13 protein-coding genes are annotated in these 15,517 nt (G+C 68.8%); 6 read left to right on the top strand and 7 right to left on the bottom strand.

Annotated features, from left to right (window positions below):
* The first annotated feature begins 40 nt into the window (after positions 1-40).
* Both ACWCQK_RS09535 and ACWCQK_RS09530 read left to right on the top strand, forming a co-directional pair.
* Positions 41-1,114 (top strand): ABC transporter ATP-binding protein, encoded by a 1,074-nt coding sequence (locus tag ACWCQK_RS09535; protein WP_451153938.1) that lies wholly within the window; start codon positions 41-43, stop codon positions 1,112-1,114.
* Between the two features lie 10 nt (positions 1,115-1,124).
* Entirely contained in the window at positions 1,125-1,988 is an 864-nt protein-coding gene (locus ACWCQK_RS09530) for a DUF1707 SHOCT-like domain-containing protein (protein WP_451153635.1), read from the top strand.
* Positions 1,989-2,165: 177 nt separating this feature from the next.
* On the opposite strand, the gene ACWCQK_RS09525 is transcribed toward ACWCQK_RS09530, so the two are convergent.
* Positions 2,166-3,506, bottom strand: coding sequence for an SGNH/GDSL hydrolase family protein (locus ACWCQK_RS09525; protein ID WP_451153633.1), 1,341 nt, complete (start codon positions 3,504-3,506; stop codon positions 2,166-2,168).
* Between the two features lie 194 nt (positions 3,507-3,700).
* Here ACWCQK_RS09525 and ACWCQK_RS09520 point away from each other — a divergent pair, with 194 nt between their 5' ends.
* Both ACWCQK_RS09520 and ACWCQK_RS09515 read left to right on the top strand, forming a co-directional pair.
* Positions 3,701-5,026: a DUF445 domain-containing protein gene (locus tag ACWCQK_RS09520; protein WP_451153631.1), complete on the top strand. Its 1,326-nt coding sequence runs from the start codon at positions 3,701-3,703 to the stop codon at positions 5,024-5,026.
* A 167-nt stretch (positions 5,027-5,193) separates the two neighbouring features.
* Positions 5,194-6,675: an MFS transporter gene (locus tag ACWCQK_RS09515; RefSeq protein WP_451153629.1), complete on the top strand. Its 1,482-nt coding sequence runs from the start codon at positions 5,194-5,196 to the stop codon at positions 6,673-6,675.
* 49 nt (positions 6,676-6,724) lie between these two features.
* Here the strand turns inward: ACWCQK_RS09515 and ACWCQK_RS09510 are convergent, their stop codons facing one another.
* Positions 6,725-7,174: a hypothetical protein gene (locus ACWCQK_RS09510; RefSeq protein ID WP_451153627.1), complete on the bottom strand. Its 450-nt coding sequence runs from the start codon at positions 7,172-7,174 to the stop codon at positions 6,725-6,727.
* Between the two features lie 260 nt (positions 7,175-7,434).
* Here ACWCQK_RS09510 and ACWCQK_RS09505 point away from each other — a divergent pair, with 260 nt between their 5' ends.
* A complete protein-coding gene (locus ACWCQK_RS09505; RefSeq protein WP_451153625.1) occupies positions 7,435-8,418 on the top strand; it encodes a GlxA family transcriptional regulator in 984 nt (327 codons plus the stop codon).
* 124 nt (positions 8,419-8,542) lie between these two features.
* On the opposite strand, the gene ACWCQK_RS09500 is transcribed toward ACWCQK_RS09505, so the two are convergent.
* From ACWCQK_RS09500 to ACWCQK_RS09490, 3 genes are all read right to left on the bottom strand, one after another.
* On the bottom strand, positions 8,543-8,845 hold the full coding sequence (locus ACWCQK_RS09500) for a hypothetical protein (protein ID WP_451153623.1): 303 nt from the start codon (positions 8,843-8,845) through the stop codon (positions 8,543-8,545).
* 103 nt (positions 8,846-8,948) lie between these two features.
* Positions 8,949-9,149, bottom strand: a complete 201-nt coding sequence (locus ACWCQK_RS09495; RefSeq protein ID WP_451153621.1) for a DUF397 domain-containing protein — start codon at positions 9,147-9,149, stop codon at positions 8,949-8,951.
* Positions 9,149-9,994, bottom strand: coding sequence for a helix-turn-helix domain-containing protein (locus ACWCQK_RS09490; protein WP_451153619.1), 846 nt, complete (start codon positions 9,992-9,994; stop codon positions 9,149-9,151). Before ACWCQK_RS09490 ends, ACWCQK_RS09495 begins: the two co-directional genes overlap by 1 nt.
* 201 nt (positions 9,995-10,195) lie before the next feature.
* Between ACWCQK_RS09490 and ACWCQK_RS09485 the strand changes: the two genes are divergently transcribed.
* On the top strand, positions 10,196-10,858 hold the full coding sequence (locus ACWCQK_RS09485) for an ATP-binding protein (RefSeq protein WP_451153617.1): 663 nt from the start codon (positions 10,196-10,198) through the stop codon (positions 10,856-10,858).
* A 184-nt stretch (positions 10,859-11,042) separates the two neighbouring features.
* Here the strand turns inward: ACWCQK_RS09485 and ACWCQK_RS09480 are convergent, their stop codons facing one another.
* Complete coding sequence (locus ACWCQK_RS09480) at positions 11,043-14,210, bottom strand: DUF3427 domain-containing protein (RefSeq protein ID WP_451153615.1); 3,168 nt, start codon at positions 14,208-14,210, stop codon at positions 11,043-11,045.
* Between the two features lie 263 nt (positions 14,211-14,473).
* A complete protein-coding gene (locus ACWCQK_RS09475) occupies positions 14,474-15,490 on the bottom strand; it encodes an SEC-C domain-containing protein (RefSeq protein ID WP_451153613.1) in 1,017 nt (338 codons plus the stop codon).
* Positions 15,491-15,517: the final 27 nt, after the last annotated feature.

The raw sequence follows: 15,517 nt of genomic DNA, 5'->3' as shown, positions 1-15,517 counted from the left end.
CGGCGTGGCCCGTGGACGCGGCGTCGGCGGTGGGGGCGCGATGGGCGGCTCGGCCGGGACCCTCCGTGCGGTGGGCGCGGTCGGCTCGGTCCGCCCGGAGGACGGTTTCATCGAGCTCGACCGGGTCGAGAAGGTCTTCGACGTGCGCAGGCGGACCGGCTTCCTGCGGCGGGAGCTGCGCCAGGTGCGGGCGGTCGACTCGATCTCCTTCACGGTGGCCCGCGGCGAGATGGTCGGCTACATCGGCCCGAACGGCGCCGGGAAGTCGACCACCATCAAGATGCTGACCGGCATCCTGACGCCCAGCGGGGGCCGGCTGCGGGTCGCCGGCATCGACCCGTCCCGTGAGCGCGCCCGCCTGGCGCACCGCATCGGGGTCGTGTTCGGGCAGCGTACGACGCTGTGGTGGGACCTGCCGCTGATCGACTCGTACCGGCTGATGCACCGCATGTACCGCATCCCGGACGCCCGTTACCGGCAGAACCTCGACCGCTGCGTCGAACTCCTGGAACTGCAAGAGCTGTTGGACGTGCCGGTGCGCCAGCTGTCGCTGGGCCAGCGGATGCGCGGCGACATCGCGGCCGCGCTGCTCCACGATCCCGAGGTGCTGTACCTGGACGAGCCGACGATCGGTCTCGACGTCATCTCCAAGGCCAGGGTGCGGGAGTTCCTGCGGGAGCTGAACGCCGAACGGAGCACGACGGTGCTGCTGACCACGCACGACCTCCAGGACATCGAGCAACTGTGCTCGCGGGTGATGGTCATCGACCACGGGCGGCTGATGTACGACGGTCCCCTGGCGGGGCTGCACGAGGTGGGGGAGAGCGAGCGGACGCTGGTGGTGGACCTGGAGCGGGAGCTGCCGCCGATCGAGGCGGCCGGGGCGCGGGTGGTGAAGGTGGAGGGGCCGCGGCAGTGGCTGGCCTTTCCGGCGGCGCAGTCGGCGGCCCCGCTGGTGGCGCGGATCGCGCAGGCCTATCCCCTCGTCGACCTGTCGGTGCGGGAGCCGGACATCGAGGCGGTGATCGCCAAGATGTTGCGATCGCTCACGGATACCACCGAATCTCCCGCCGGGCAGGGGCCGCGCGTAGTGCCGGGCGCCGGGAACTCGTAGGCTGGCGGGTATGACCGACGATGCCCCGGAGCTGCGTGCCTCCGACGCCGATCGTGAGCGAGTCGCCGAGGTTCTGCGCGACGCCGTCGCCGAAGGCCGCCTCGACATGGAGGAGTTCGAGGAGCGGCTGGAGGCGACCTACACGGCGCGGACCTACGGCGAACTCGCCCCGATCACCCGGGATCTGCCGGCCGCGGGTGTCACTCCGCCGTCCGTCTCCCTGCGCAAGGAGCCTGTGGGCGACGGGAGTTGGGAGCGGCGGATCGTCGGCGGCGAGGGTTCGTCGGCGTGGGCCGTGGCCGTGATGTCCGGATTCCAGCGCAAGGGGCGCTGGACGGCGCCGAAGCGGTTCAACTGCTTCGCCTTCTGGGGCGGCGGGGAGATCGACCTGCGCGAGGCGGACTTCGCCGACCGCGAGGTGGAGATCAACTGTGTCGCGATCATGGGCGGGATGAACGTCGTCGTGCCGCCGGGTGTCGAGGTCGTCGTGCGCGGCATCGGCATCATGGGCGGCTTCGACCACAGCGAGGCCGGGGTGCGGGGCGATCCGGGGGCGCCGCGGGTGATCGTGACGGGCTTCGCGTTCTGGGGCGGGGTCGGCGTCGAACGCAAGGTGACCCGGGCCGAGCGGCTGCGGCTGAAGGAGGAGCGGCGCCAGGAGAAGCTGGACCGCAGGGCCGCCGCGAAGGAGCTGCGCTCGTCGTTCCGCGACGACGTGGAGAGCGCGCACCGCCAGATGCTCGACGGGCACCGCGAACTGATGAGGGAGCGGCACGAGGAGCGCCGGCACCTGCACCGGGAACGGCGGGACGACCGCCAGGACCGGCGTGACGCCCGCCGCGAGGAGCGGGACAGAAGGCGCTACGACGAGTAGGGGACGCTCCGACGTGCAGGGGAGCGGGACGGGCGACGCTCCGACGTGCAGGGGAGCGGGACAGAAGGCGCCGCGACGAGCAGGGGCCCGGCGGGCCCGCGACGAGTGGGGTCCGGCGGCCCGCGACGGCCAGTGGCCCGGTCGGTCCACGACGACCAGTGACCCGGCGGGGCCCGTTCACAGCCGGGCCGGTGCCGAGCCCTTCAGGTCCGCCAGGTCGAAGGCGTCCGCCATCGCCCGGTAGCCCTGGTCGCTGGGGTGGAGATGGTCCCCGGAGTCGTAGTTCGGGCGCAGCGCGCGCGGGTCGTAGGGGTCGCGCAGCGCCTTGTCGAAGTCGACGACCGCGTCGTACACCTTCCCCGCCCGGATCTCGGCGTTGACCTCCTGACGGACCTCCTCGCGGGTGTCCGTGTAGCGGGCGTGCCCGTGGAACGGCATCAGGGTCGCGCCGACGACCTTGATGCCCCGGGCGTGGGCCCGGCCCACCAGGGTGCGCAGCCCGTCGAGGACGGTCTCGAGGTCGGCGCGCCGCTCGCTGCGCAGGATGTCGTTGACGCCGAGGTCGATGACCACGACCTTGACGTTCGGGCGCTCCAGCACGTCCCGCCCGAAGCGGTTCGGGCCGCTGGTGTTGTCGGCGGGGCGGCCCGGCCCGTCGGCGAGAACGCGGTTGCCGCTGATGCCCTCGTTGACGACGCTGTAGCGGGGCACGTCCGCGCCGGACGCGGCGGCCGCGCGCAGCCGGTCCGAAAGGACGTCCGTCCAGCGGCGGTTGGCGCCCTCGGTGGAGGTGACGCCGTCGGTGAGCGAGTCGCCCAGCGCGACGACCGTGCCGTGGGACCCGTCGCTCAGCACGTCCACGGCGGTCAGGTAGCGCCAGTGGTCGGTCTGTTCGCCGTACGCCGTGGCCGTCACGTCCTCGGTGCGGTCGCCCTCGGCGAGGTAACTGGTCTGGCGCGCGTGCTCGTGGAAGGTGACCGGGCCGGCCGAGGTGGGGGAGTAGGTGGTGACCAGGAGGTCAGCGCCCTGGGGGACGGGCAGGAGCACGGCGTCGCTGACCGTGCGCCCGCCCGGGGGTATGACGACCGAGAGGGCGCCCGCGAAGGTGAGCCGCCGCATGGTGCCGGGGACCGCGGCGGCGGTGTCGGCGACGGCGACGGCGATCGAGCCGTGCGTGACGGTCAGTGGCCGGGTGCCGTAGTAGTTGGACAGCGTGATCCGGGCGCGGGTGCCACCGACGTCCGTGTGCACGACGTTGCGCACCGAGCGGCCCGCCATGCCGTTCGCCTCGGTGTTCGGTTCGGCTCCCGACGGGGCGGTCGACCAGGCGCCCACCCAGACACCGGCCGAGGCGGGGGCGGCGGAGTCGTACGGGGCGCCGGCGGGGGCGGCGGCCAGGCCGTTCCTCGCGCTCGCGGCGCCGCCGTCGGCCGCCACGGCGGCGTATATGGCGGCGGACAGGGCCACGACCAGGGCGATGATCGCGGACAGCAGGGCACAACCGTGACGCCTGGTCATGCGGTGCGGGTCTCCTCGGGCGTGGGGAGCCCGAGGCTCCGCTGTGATCACCTCATGATGTGTCATGAGGCCGAGCCCGTACCCGGGCCCCCCTTCGATACAGACGACGGGAACTCTTGTTCCGTTCCGGGAGTCGGTCACTGAGGGGCGAGAAAGGGACAATGGGTCCGAGGGGCCGCGAACGGGTGGAGTGGATGAGTGTGACGAATCCGGACGAACCGATCGACGAGGGGTCGCGTGCCGCGGGCCGGCGCACGATGACCACCTTCAGCGCCGCCGACGAGGAGAAGCAGCGCGGGGTGCGCAGGATGAAAATCACCGCCACCGGCCTGCTGCTCCTCGTGGCCCTCGTCTACGTCCTCGCCACCTGGGCCCGCCACGCCGGCGCCGGCACCTGGACGTCGTACGTCGCCGCGGCCGCCGAGGCCGGCATGGTGGGCGCGCTCGCCGACTGGTTCGCGGTCACCGCCCTCTTCCGGCATCCGCTCGGTCTGCCCATCCCGCACACCGCGATCATCCCCAACAAGAAGGACCAGCTGGGCGTCTCCCTGGGCGAGTTCGTCGGCGAGAACTTCCTCTCCGAGGACGTCGTACGGCAGCGGCTGCGCGCCGTCGGCATCGGCAGCCGTCTCGGCACCTGGCTGGCCGAGCCCGAGCACGCCGACCGGGTCACGGCGGAGCTGGCCACGGCCCTGCGCGGCGCGCTGACCGTGCTGCGCGACTCCGACGTCCAGGCCGTGGTCGGCGAGGCGATCACCCGGCGGGCCGACGCGCAGGAGATCGCGCCCGGCATAGGGAAGATGCTGGAGAAGGTCGTCGCCGACGGCGGTCACCGGCGGGCGGTCGACCTGGTGGTGTCGCGGGCGCACGACTGGCTGGTGCTGCACAGCGACTCCGTGATGGACGCCGTCCAGGGCGGCGCCCCCGGCTGGACCCCGCGGTTCGTCGACAAGAAGGTCGGCGAGCGCGTCTACAAGGAGCTGCTGCGGTTCTGCGCGGAGATGCGCGACATGCCCTCCCACCCGGCCCGCGGCGCCCTCGACCGCTTCCTCACCGACTTCGCCTCCGACCTCCAGTCCGACACCGACACCCGCGCCCGGATCGAGCGGCTCAAGGGCGAGGTGCTGGGGCGCGGCGAGGTCCAGGACCTGATCGCGTCCGCCTGGACGGCCGTACGGTCCATGATCGTGTCGGCCGCGGAGGACGAGCGCAGCGAGCTGCGACTGCGGGTACGGGCCTCGCTGCTGTCCCTGGGGGCCCGGATGGCCACCGAGCCGAAGGTCCAGGACAAGGTCGACCGCTGGGTGGAGGGCGCGGCGGTGCACGTCGTGACGACGTACCGGGGGGAGATCACCTCCCTGATCACGGACACCGTGGCGAGCTGGGACGCCGGCCACACCACCCGGAAGATCGAGGCCCATATCGGCCGTGACCTGCAATTCATCCGTATCAACGGCACGGTGGTGGGTTCGCTGGCGGGGCTGCTGATCTATGTGGTGTCACGGGCGCTGGGGGCGTGAGAGAACCGACCGGCCGGGTGTCGGAGGCGTGAGGGGGCCGACCGGCCGGGTGTCGGGGGCGTGAGGGAACCGATCGACCGTGTACTGGTGGATCAGGTGTTCGAATCGGCTTGAGTCCGCCGGTCCGGGGCACCCGGTCCGGGTTCCGCTCGACGAGGAGGAGGCCCATGGCCATCGCGCAGCCGGCAGCCGGTCGTACCTTCACCACCGACATCCCCGCCCGCCTGGACCGCCTCCCGTGGTCACGCTGGCACTGGAGCATCGTCATCGGCCTGGGCACCGTATGGATCCTCGACGGTCTCGAGGTCACGGTCGTCGGCAACATCGCCAGCCGCCTGTCGGAACCCGGCAGCGGACTGCCGGTCTCCTCCGCACAGGTCACGGGCACCGCGGCCGCGCTCTATGTGGCCGGAGCCTGCGTCGGAGCCCTGTTCTGGGGCCGCCTGACCGACCGCTACGGCCGCAAGAAACTCTTCATGATCACGCTCGTGGTCTATCTGGCGGCCACCGCGCTGACCGCGGTCTCCTTCAGCGCCTGGTGGTTCTTCCTCTTCCGCTTCCTCACCGGCTTCGGCATCGGCGGCGAGTACGCGGCCATCAACTCGGCGATCGACGAGCTGATCCCGGCCTTCTATCGGGGCCGCGTCGACCTCATCATCAACGGCAGCTTCTGGATCGGCGCGGTCGGCGGCTCGCTGCTGTCGATCGTCGCCCTGAACACGGACCTGCTGCCGGAGAACGTCGGCTGGCGGCTGACCTTCGCGCTCGGCGTCGTCCTCGGCCTCGTCATCCTCCTGGTCCGGCGCAGCGTTCCGGAGAGCCCACGCTGGCTGCTGATCCGCGGCCGCGAGCGCGAGGCGGAGGAGATCGTCGCCTCCATCGAACAGAAGATCGAGGCGGAGAAGGGTGAGCCGCTCCCCGAACCCGCCGGCGAACTGGTCATCCGCGAGCGGGAGAGCACGAGCTTCGCCGAGATCGCCCGCACGGTGTTCTCCTCCTACCGCCGACGGGCCGTGCTCGGCTTCTCCCTCTTCGTCGGGCAGGCCTTCCTCTACAACGCGATCACCTTCGGCTTCGGCGCGATCCTGATCAAGTTCTACGACGTCCCCGTCGCCGACACCGGCTACTACTTCGCCGTCATCGCGGCCGGCAACTTCGTCGGACCGCTGCTGCTCGGCAAGCTCTTCGACACCGTGGGCCGCCGGGTGATGATCTCGTCGACGTACCTGCTCTCCGGTGTGCTGCTGTTCGGCACGGCCTGGCTGTTCTCCCGCGGCTCGCTCAGCGCGGTGACCCTCACGGCGTGCTGGTGCGTGGTGCTGTTCTTCGCCTCGGCGGGCGCGTCCAGCGCCTATCTCACGGTCTCCGAGATCTTCCCGATGGAGACCCGGGCGATGTCCATCGCCTTCTTCTACGCCCTCGGCACCGCGGCCGGCGGCATCAGCGGCCCGCTGGTCTTCGCCGACCTCACCAGCTCCGGCGTGGTCGGCGACACCGTCCTCGCCTTCCAGATCGGCGCGGGCCTGATGTGCGCGGCCGGCCTGGTCGCCGCGTTCCTCGCGGTGAAGGCGGAACGCCGCTCGCTGGAGGACATCGCCACGCCGCTGTCGGTGACGAAGCCGTCTACGGCGGAGACGGTCGCGGACTAGGGCGTGTTTCGAGAGGGCTCCTCGCGCCGCCACGGCCGGCCGGCGTGCCTCACGCCCCGGTCGTGGACCCCGGCCGGACGATCATCAGGACGGTCACCGCGGCCCACAGCAGGTTGAACACCCCGGTGAACATCGCCAGCCGTACGGTCGCCTCCCGCGTCCCGCGCCCCTCGGCGAGCGCCTCCTGCCGGGGCAGCACCAGCGCGGCGAGCACCAGTGCCGCGAGCGCGGTCAGCGCGATGGACGAGATCAGCCAGGCATCACCCAGCACACCCATATTGCTCGCCGTACCGAACCCGAAGACGGGAACGACGACGCCGACCAGGGCGTACACGCGGCAGATCCGGTACAGCAGCCGTACGGTCTCCACCGCCCGCGGATCGTCCGGCGCGGCCAGGGCCCGCCGCGCGGCGGGCGGGAACATGCTGGCGGCGACGGTGACGGGCCCGATCGCGACGATCGCGGCGAGGACATGGACGGCGAGAAGGAACTTGGTCACGGGCCGACGCTAGGCGGCGCCCGGAGGGCACGGAAGTGGCGGTGGTGCCACGGTCCGACGGATTCTCGCCAACGGCTGTGACGCGGTGCCGGAGGCGACCGGTGCGGGTGGGGACGGGTGCGGGTGGGCGGGGCGGAGGCGATCGGTGCCGTCGGCGACCGGTGCCGGTGGTGCCGGGGTTGGAGGTTGCTGGATCTTGGTGGCGACGGATGCCGGTGGGCGGTGTCGGCGGGAATCCGTCGCAGGCCTAGGCTTTTGCCATGCACACCGTGGCCGTACTGGCACTGGACGGGGTCATCCCGTTCGACCTCTCCGCCCCGATCGACGCCTTCGGCTGGGCCCGGCTGCCGGACGGCCGGGAGGCGTACCGGGTACGGGTCTGCTCGGCGTCCGGGTCCGGGGAGGTGGACGCGGGGGCGTTCTCGCTCCGGGCGCCCTACGGCCTGGAGGCGCTCGCGGAAGCGGACACGATCGTCCTGCCGGGCGTGCAGAAGCCGCCGGACGAGTTGCCGCCGGGCGTCGCGGAGGCCCTGCGCGCGGCCGCGGCGAACGGTACGCGGATCGCCTCGATCTGTGTCGGCGCCTTCCTCCTCGCGGCCACGGGCCTGCTGGACGGCCTGCGCGCGACGACCCACTGGCTCGCGGCGGCCGATCTGGCCGAGCGGTACCCGAAGGTGACGGTCGACCCCAACGTCCTCTACGTCGACAACGGCCAGTTCCTCACCTCGGCGGGCGCGGCCGCGGCGATGGACATGTGCCTGCACATGATCCGCCGGGACCATGGCTCGGCCGTCGCCGCGCAGGCGGCCCGGATGTCGGTCATGCCGCTGGAACGGGAGGGCGGCCAGGCCCAGTTCATCGTCCAGGACCAGCCGCCGGCCCCGGCGGGCGCGACTCTGGAGCCGCTGCTGCGCTGGCTGTCCGACCACTGCGGGCGCGACCTCACCCTCGACGACATCGCGGCCCACGCCGGCATGAGCACCCGCACCCTCAACCGCCGCTTCCGCGAACAGACCGGCACGACGCCCTTGCAGTGGCTGCACCGGGCGCGGGTCCGGCGCGCCCAGCACCTGCTGGAGACGACCGCCCACCCGGTCGAACGCATCGCCACCCAGTGCGGCTTCGGCTCCCCGACAGCCTTCCGGGAACGCTTCCGCCGCGTGGTGGGGACGAGTCCGGTGGGCTACCGGAGGGCGTTCAGATCGAGGCAGGAACCGACGGCACCGGCGCAGGGCGGGCTGTAGCCGGGTCATGAGCGGCTCGTACTCACCGTGGAGGGCTGTAGCCCAGACCCGAGCCGCTCGTACTCGCCACGGAGGCGTTGCAGCCGAGCCCCGAGCTGCTTTTGCTCGCTCAGGGGGCCGTAGCTCAGGCCCGTCGGTCGGCGACGGCCCAGGACGCCAGGGCGACGGCTCCCGCCACCCCGAACACGGCGGGCCAGGCGCCCACCTTCTTGGCCAGCGGGTGGGACCCGGCGAAGGCGGCGACGTACGCGACGCTCAGCGCGCCCGCGGCCTTCCCGCCCGCCCGCGCCCGCCACTGGAGGGCCGCCGCGCCCCCGGCGACGGCCAGCACGGCACCGCCGAGCGGCCGCTTCTTCGACCACCGCGCCACGCCGTACCCACCGACCAGCCCACTCGCGGCGACCACGGAACTGGGAACCTTCGCCATGCCTACCTCCTCGTACGTCCCCCGAGGCTAACGCTCGGCCCGAGCCCGGCGGGCCTGCCCCCTGGCCCTGAGTCCGGCCCTGTATCTGGGCGAGACGACGCCTTCAGCATGCCGAATGCAGCTGCGCCAGCCCGGCCACGAAGGAGCGCCAAGCCGTGCCGCGTACGGCAACCACTGGTCCTCCCGAGCTCTTGGAGTCGCGCACGAGAGCACGGTCCTCGATCAGTGCGCACTCAACGCACTCGGTCCCACTGCCGCCGCTGTAGGAGGACTTGAACCACTGGTGCGTCGAGGGCGCCGTCATCAGAGCTCCTTGCTTATGCGGTCGACAGTCTGGGCCGAGGACTCGAGATCAAGCGCCTGCGCGCTGAGGTACTCGAACGCCAACCTATAGCGCTCCAGTTCCTGCCGCTTCTCCATGAAGAGCCCGCCGCCGATCAAGTCCACGTAGATAACGTCTAGTTCCGGGGTGGGCCCCCGGAGAACGGCAAAGCTTCCGACTGCCGCTGCATGGGCCCCTGCCGAGAAGGGCAAGACCTGCACGGTCACGTGCGGGCGCTGCGAGCTGGCGAGTAGGTGCCGGAGTTGCCCCTGCATGACGTCGCGGCCTCCCACTTGACGTCGAAGGGCGGCCTCATCGATGACGCACCACAGGTGTGGTGGGTCATCACGGTCGAGGAGCTCCTGCCGCTTCATGCGAATGTCGACCATGTGCTGAACTTCCTGTTCCGGGCATTGCACCTCAGAGGCGCGGTGTACTGCCTCGGCGTAGGCGCGAGTCTGGAGCAGCCCGGGGATGTACATACATGCGTAGTGGTCTTCGCGCACAACCTCGTCTTCAAGCGTGAGCATGAGGTTCATGGACTCGGGGATGGGATCGGCGAGCGAGCGCCACCAGCCCTGGATTTTGGCTCCCTTGGCCAACTCGACCAGGGCCTGCCGCTCCTCATCGGAGGCTCCGTATTCGCGGCACAGAGCATCCACCGCTGGCCATTTGACGGACCCCTCTTTGGTCTCGTAGCGGCTTAGCGTCGCCTTTGAGATGCCAACGCGGGCGCCAGCCTCCTCGAGGGTGAGGCGCTTGAGCTCGCGGAGGCGACGCAGATCGACGCCTAGTTGGCGCCGTCGCGTCGTAGGTCCAACTGCCATTCCTGACGCCCTTCGTATCGATCCAGTAGATCGTCCTGGTTGCCCCAGGAGACAGCAAGGTCGCGTGCGCGGGGGCGCGCGCAAGGGGGTCGCGCCACCAGAGATGCAACTTGAGAGTTCCATTTTGAGAGTTCCAGTGCAACTCTCTGTGTGTGAGCAACTGCCCACCGCAATACAGGTCACGGGTGAAGAGGTTGATCGATGGACTGCATCGCGCGCGTATCAAGGAAGCCTTGGAGCCTTCGCTTCACGGCAGAGCTGGAGGAGGTGGCTGTGCTGCGGCGGTTCATCCGGTTTCACCTAGGGCTCTGGGGGCTCCATGACGTCATCGACGATGCCCAGCTGTGTGTGAGTGAGTTGGTGTCCAACGTCATCGATCACGTAGGCGCTGGCACGCCCACCAAGCTCGCCGTTTCCATGAGCGGAACCCGCCTACGGATCGAAGTCCACGATCCCGACACACGCGCCCTCCCCACTCTCCTCGACGCTGCCGCGGAGGCGGAGTCCGGCAGAGGGATGGCGCTGGTCAGCGGTGTTACCGACCGCTGGGGCGTCCTGCTTCAGGCTGAACGAAAAGTGACATGGTGCGAGCTGGCGACAAGGCTGCCTTCATCTGGTGGCCACTCCGGAGGCGTGCGCATCAATCGAGTCGAGGCCTTGCTGAGCGTCTATGGGCGCGAGGAGGCGCCGCTGCGGCACATCAGGGCCGGCGGGCTGAGGGTGGCAGAGGAAGGGGCGATTGAACTCATTGCTGACGTACTTCATTGGATGAGAGCTCATGGACGTGACACCGATGAGGCTCTCGATCGTGCGCAGGCCCACTTCGAGGCAGAGGTCTCGGGGGCCGAAGCCTTGTCAGGCTGAACCACTCGAGTGCTACGCCGTGCTGAGTCGACGGCCGCTAGACGCCTCGTGACGTTGAGATGCGGCCGTCGGCTGCGGTTTCCTCACTGCTACTCCGTGACGCCTTGGAGAGCTGGATCGCTGCCAAGGATTTCCTTCGGAGCTAGGAAGTCCTCCTGGATTATTCTCTGGTAAGGGCTGTTGATCAGTTTGCCGCGATAGCCGCGTACGTCCAGACGTCAGCTGGAAGTTCGTGCTTCAAGCGCCATGTGATCGCCATCGGCTTGCTGCCGGTGTGCTTCTCATAGGTGGCCGGACCGAGGAGCATCCAGGGTTGCGACTTGCCGATGTCGGAGTTCTTGTAGCGGCGCACGAACAGCAAAACGTGGCTGCCCTGTTGTGCATGGTTCTGATATCTCAGGCCTGTGGCGGAATTCCCGCTGATCGCGTTCTGAGACTCCCAGTGGAAGAGCGTGGGGCTCAGAGCGAAGTCTTTATAGCGAATCGTAGGGGAGAAGTCCTTCTCGTTTTTCTCCAACGTGATCAGCAGAGCGTCGGTCTGGAGATCTTCGACCCACTGCACCCCTTGTGCGAAAGACCTGGGCATCTGGCCGCCAAAGCGTGCCACGCCGAGCGCGGCCAGTATCTCTGACCGGTTGTATGCACTGTGGACCTTCAGGGGAATGTGGCCATGCGGGCCCGACAGAGGGATCGGAAAGTGATCTGACCGCTCGATGACGTACGACAGCACTTGCCGCAACTCGTCTCGGAAAACGGGCTGTGAGCGCAGAGAATCGAGACCCTCTTGGAAGGTGGTGAATCCACCCGCGTTGTCCCACAGGTTGAAGAAGAGCATTCGAGCGTATGCCTGGTCTGCCGGCGGCAGGGAGTCATAGGCGGGGGCTTCATCAGCAAGGAGGCGAAGGTAAGCCTGGGCTCGCTCAGGATCGTCCACGTGGAGGAAGGCGTGGACACGCTTGAGCAGTGCGGATTCTTCGGACGGCGGCGGCTCTTCTATGAGGTCCGCCTTGCGGAGGACCGTCGTCCAGGAGTTGTCGCTCCTGTACAGCTCCTTGATCTCCCGGCGGCTTTCTCGTAGGTAATCGGCGATGCGAGGAGTGTCGAAGTCCTTGACTTCCCTCACCAACACCTTGACCGTGGCGCTCAGTTGGGCGCGGATGTTGTCGAGGACGAGATCCTTGGACTTGCCCTCCAGGATGATCTGGCAGCCGGAGGGAAGCTGTGGGAAGTCATGCTCGATGTGATCGACGAGTCGGTTGCGGGAGAGGTTCGTCAAGGCGCGGAACTGCTCCTCGAAACGGAACTCTGCTCGGTGCTGGCCGATGAAGTCGAGCACGGTGAGGACCGGTTTCGCCTCCGTGCGACGCAAGCCTCGCCCCAACTGCTGAAGGAAGATCGTAGCGCTGTTCGTGGGGCGCAGGAGTAGCAGAGTGTCGACGTCGGGGATGTCGAGACCTTCGTTGAACAGGTCAACCGAGAAAATCACTTGAAGCTTGCGGTCTCGGAGGTCGGTCAATGCCTGCGCTCGAACCCCTGCTGGCGAATCGCTGTCTAGTGCCATCGCCTGGAAACCGGCCGCGCGAAAAAATTCTGCCATGAAGTGTGCATGGGCTTTGGTTACGCAGAAGCCGAGCGCGCGCATGCCTCCCGGGTTGGAGACCTTGTCGCGGATTTGTTTAACGACGATTCGGGCGCGGGCATGGTTCCCGGTGTACAGGTTGTCGAGATCGCGGTCTGCGTATGCGCCCTTCTGCCAGCCGACGTTGGTCAGGTCGGTGCCATCGGGGATGCCGAAGTAGTGGAAGGGGCACAGGAGGTCGTTCTCCAGGGCTTCCCAAAGTCGCATCTCGGCTGCAATGCGGCCGTCGAAGAACTCATCCTGCACATTCAGGCCGTCCATCCGCTCGGGAGTGGCGGTGAGTCCCAAGAGCTCTTTCGGCTCGAAGTGGTCGATCACTCGACGGTAGGTGGCTGCTGTAGCGTGGTGGAACTCGTCAATGACGATGATGTCGAAATGATCGGAAGCGAGCTGCTCCAGCCGCCGGACGTTTAGCGACTGGACGCTCGCGAACACATGATCCCACTTATTCGGGTCTTCTCCGCCGTAAAGGAGCTCCCCAAACGAAGCGTCGTCAAGCACCTCGCGGTACGTACGCAAGGACTGCTTGAGGATCTCCTTACGGTGGGCAACAAACAGCAACCTTGGATTTCCCTCACCCAGCGTCTTGCGCAGGCTTCGGTAGTCGAGAGCTGCCATGACCGTCTTGCCGGTCCCCGTTGCCGCGACGAGAAGGTTACGGTTCCGGCCACGGATCTCGCGCTCGATGTGCAGGCGTTCGAGCATGTCCTGTTGATGTGGAAACGGGCGGACCTCCAGACCGGACAGATTGATCTTGAGGTCGGTTATTGGGCCGGACCCGCTCGCCTGAGCCAGAGCCTGGTCGAGCCGCTTGCCGTCGGTGTCCGGGTCGTACAGCTCGAAGGCGCTGTCGTTCCAATAGGCGTCAAAAGTGGCCTCGAACTTGTTGAGCACCGCCGGAGTGGCCACTGAGGACAGCCGCACGTTCCACTCCAGGCCGTCGAGCAGCGCAGCTTTCGAGAGGTTGGAGCTACCGACGTACGCTGTGTCGAAGCCGCTCTCCCGCCGAAACAGCCAAGCCTTCGCGTGGAGTCGTGTTGAGCGGATCTCGTAGTTGACCTTCACCTTGGCGCCGAAGTCTCGGACGAGACGGTCAAGCGCATGACGGTCGGTAGCGCCGATGTAGGTGGTCGTGATGACGCGGATCGGCACGCCGCGTTCCTTGGCAGCACGAAGCGAGTCCTCGAGCACGCGCAAGCCATACCACTTCACGAAGGCACAGATCAGGTCAATGCTGTCGGCTGTGGCCAGTTCAGCGCGCAGTTCGCTCCCGAGGCTCGGATCCTCGGGAGAGTTGGTGATGAGGGCCGTCTCGGAGAGTGGCGTGAGCGGGCGAACCGCGTAGACGCCAGGGGCTTCCATCTCGGCCAGTGCCAGGAGTTGCCGAGGTCCTTCCGCGATGAGTTCAGCGGTGTCACTGGTCCCGAGGCCAGAGGAGGCGGACGCGAGCGACTCGATGACCTGATTGGCTACTGCGACGCGTTTGTCGGGTGGCAGCTGACTGAGTCGTTGCTGTACCGCCCGGCTGATATGGCGGGCGAGCACGTGAGGTGACGATTCCTCGGTGACCTCGTCGTCGATGGCCCTCCAGCCAGCGGTGCCCAACTGTCCCATCTGCGCCTGCATGCGCAGGGTGATGAGTTCCTCGTACACACCCGCGACAGGCTGTGACAGATCCCCTGGCTGGGCCACGTTGACTTCCCTATCCCTCATACAGCGACTGCTCTGTTGTAGCGGGCGGCATTGAATCCGAGTCGAATCCGACGTGCCGCCGGGTAGGCGTGATCGTGCCACTCCGGGGTGGACAGACCGAGAGGCGGTGGTCACGTAGCCGCTGCCGCCTATATCGAGTACTGCAAAGGGCGCTCCAGGAGATGTGGGCGCCCTTGGTAGTCCGCAGGCCGTGAAGATCTGGCGCGAAGGTTAGCCAGGGGTGCGCCACCACGGCCTTACCGATCCGGCGCCAGGGGCACGTCCTACGCCCCCACCCCGTGACACCCCTCGTACCCCCGTCCCGACCCGCACCAGCACAACGCCCCCCGCTCCGGTGGCCAGGTCTGCGCTCGTCCGCGGGCCGCCAGGGTCGTCGCGTACTGGGGGAGGAGGTCGGAGTCGGAGGGGGAGGCTCCCTCGGAGGCCGCGAAGGCCTCGTAGGACGGGACCGTGCCGGTGACGATGCCCAGGTTGGGGGTGCCGGAGGCGGACAGCTCCCGCAAGGACGCCTCTATCGTCGCGAGGTGGGTCTCGTGGGAGGGGTACTCCTGCGCCAACGCGGGGTACGCGGCGACCAGTTCCGTCAGCTCGCCCGTCGGCCAGTGCAGTACCGCCACCGGGAAGGGGCGGGACAGCGCCTCGCGGTAGGTGCCCAGTTCGGCGCGGAGGCGGGAGATCTCGGCGGCCAGTTCCGCCGGGTCGTCCGAGCCCAGGGACCAGACGCGCTTGGGGTCGTGGAGTTCGTCCAGGGAGACCGGGGAGGAGTGGAGCGTGTCCGCCAGGGCGTCCCAGTCGTCGTGCGGCAGGCCCAGCATGCGGCGCACCCGGTGGCGGCCGAAGAGGAGGGGATGGGTGGCGTACGGCGGTTCGGACGCGTCGGCGAGGAGGAGTCCCGCGCCCTCCGTGAACGTCTCCTGCGCCGCCTCCAGCTCGTCGTGGGACTCCAGGGACTCCGCGACGATCACCCAGGGGGCCGGGTCGCGCGGGGCCGCGGTGCGGATGCCGGCGATGATCGCCCGCGCCTCCGCCTCGTGGCCGTACTCCCAGAGGTTCGAGGCCTTCAGGGCCCGGACCAGGAGGGGGCTCTCCAGGGTCTCGGGGGAGTTCAGCAGGCGGTCGTAGAGGGTGGACGCGGCGGGGCGGTCGCCGGCCAGTTCCAGGTGGGCCGCGGCCTGCAACAGCAGGGCCTCCGCGTCCTCGGGATACAGGCCGGCGGTCCGCTCCAGGCGAGCCGCTTCGGCGGTGTGGTCGACGTTCTCGGCAGGCGTGTCGGGGCGCATGGTTGACACCGTACTGCCGGGCCGGGC

Source organism: Streptomyces sp. NPDC002306, assembly GCF_053593435.1.
The sequence above is the reverse complement of the archived record's forward strand: the minus strand, read 5'-3'. Positions and strand labels throughout refer to the sequence as shown.

Excerpts from the sequence above, each read along its gene's own strand:
- ACWCQK_RS09495 (WP_451153621.1), bottom strand. The coding sequence starts at position 9,149 with ATGACGGCGCCCTCGACGCACCAGTGGTTCAAGTCCTCCTACAGCGGC.
- ACWCQK_RS09485 (WP_451153617.1), top strand. The coding sequence starts at position 10,196 with ATGGACTGCATCGCGCGCGTATCAAGGAAGCCTTGGAGCCTTCGCTTC.
- ACWCQK_RS09520 (WP_451153631.1), top strand. The coding sequence starts at position 3,701 with ATGAGTGTGACGAATCCGGACGAACCGATCGACGAGGGGTCGCGTGCC.
- ACWCQK_RS09490 (WP_451153619.1), bottom strand. The coding sequence starts at position 9,994 with ATGGCAGTTGGACCTACGACGCGACGGCGCCAACTAGGCGTCGATCTG.
- ACWCQK_RS09500 (WP_451153623.1), bottom strand. The coding sequence starts at position 8,845 with ATGGCGAAGGTTCCCAGTTCCGTGGTCGCCGCGAGTGGGCTGGTCGGT.
- ACWCQK_RS09535 (WP_451153938.1), top strand. The coding sequence starts at position 41 with ATGGGCGGCTCGGCCGGGACCCTCCGTGCGGTGGGCGCGGTCGGCTCG.
- ACWCQK_RS09505 (WP_451153625.1), top strand. The coding sequence starts at position 7,435 with ATGCACACCGTGGCCGTACTGGCACTGGACGGGGTCATCCCGTTCGAC.
- ACWCQK_RS09480 (WP_451153615.1), bottom strand. The coding sequence starts at position 14,210 with ATGAGGGATAGGGAAGTCAACGTGGCCCAGCCAGGGGATCTGTCACAG.
- ACWCQK_RS09530 (WP_451153635.1), top strand. The coding sequence starts at position 1,125 with ATGACCGACGATGCCCCGGAGCTGCGTGCCTCCGACGCCGATCGTGAG.
- ACWCQK_RS09525 (WP_451153633.1), bottom strand. The coding sequence starts at position 3,506 with ATGACCAGGCGTCACGGTTGTGCCCTGCTGTCCGCGATCATCGCCCTG.
- ACWCQK_RS09475 (WP_451153613.1), bottom strand. The coding sequence starts at position 15,490 with ATGCGCCCCGACACGCCTGCCGAGAACGTCGACCACACCGCCGAAGCG.
- ACWCQK_RS09515 (WP_451153629.1), top strand. The coding sequence starts at position 5,194 with ATGGCCATCGCGCAGCCGGCAGCCGGTCGTACCTTCACCACCGACATC.